Raw genomic sequence first — 1,064 nt, 5'->3', positions numbered from 1 at the left:
AGTATAGGGCGATATTTTCCAGTATGATTCACACCTTTCCATATAATAGAGATAATAAATTATATGAAAGGGATTTATTTTATATGAATAGCCGAGTCTTTCTAAAGTAAGGTATTGTAGTTGTGTATAACTATATCCAAAACCAATTAGTTTGTGGATATGGTTGATTAATCCACCCACGAACTGTGGATGGAAGTGGTGATTATAAACATAATGTTTGTTTTATTTGTGATTAATCCTGTGGACATGTGGAGGAATCCAAGTTCAAAAAGGAAGCCCCAAGGAAAAACGCCTACTTATGAAGGGTCCATAGTGATCGAAAAAGACACCCCGAGGTAAAAACGCGCACTAAGGCGGGTTCATAGTGAACGGAAAGGACTTCAACTTCATTTTGATTTATCATTAATCGTCTGATCATTTTCAGCGTTTTTATTCAGGAGAATTTCATCTCTCAATACAATGGCATTATTATAAAAATTATTTTTTGCAGCATATAAAAGCGTAATATTATGATCAAGGCTTAGTTTGATTATTTGTTTTACTTCATTTTTTATTAAATCGCTAGTTCGTAGTTCCTCCAAATACCTTTCTCGAAATTCGTCAAAGTGCTCTTTATTATGAGCATACTTTTTCCTCAGCTCATTGCTTGGCGCCAAATCTTTGGCCCAGCAATATAATTTCGCCTTTTCTTTGGAGATTCCGCGTGGCCACAGGCGATCGACTAGGATCCGATAGCCATCGTTTTCTTCATAAGGATCATAAATCCTTTTGATAAAAATATTAGACATAATTCACACCTAATTTCTTTTCGATTTTATGAAAGGACTGTTTGCCTCAAATTGTATAAGAAGAAAATTTGTTTTGCCAATTTCAGAAACGCTTATTGCATATTAAAACAGGAATCGAGATCCAAAAAGGAAGGGATAATATTAAATTGTTGTTTCTATATGAAGAACATTTAATGACAATGTTATAAACGATGGAATTTAAAAGAACAAATAATTAATTTTAAATTAGAAAATAGTAATGAGGAGTGACCAAATAAAAAAATAAAAAAATTATAT

General features: G+C 32.3%; 1 protein-coding gene. It reads right to left on the bottom strand.

What is annotated here, in order from left to right:
• Nucleotides 1-386 precede the first annotated feature (386 nt).
• Nucleotides 387-788, bottom strand: a complete 402-nt coding sequence (locus V7164_RS24910; protein WP_335348070.1) for a DUF488 domain-containing protein — start codon at nucleotides 786-788, stop codon at nucleotides 387-389.
• Nucleotides 789-1,064: the final 276 nt, after the last annotated feature.

Origin of the sequence: Bacillus sp. JJ1474, from assembly GCF_036965225.1 — a bacterium.
Taxonomy (GTDB): Bacteria; Bacillota; Bacilli; order Bacillales; family Cytobacillaceae; genus Cytobacillus.
The sequence above is the reverse complement of the archived record's forward strand: the minus strand, read 5'-3'. Positions and strand labels throughout refer to the sequence as shown.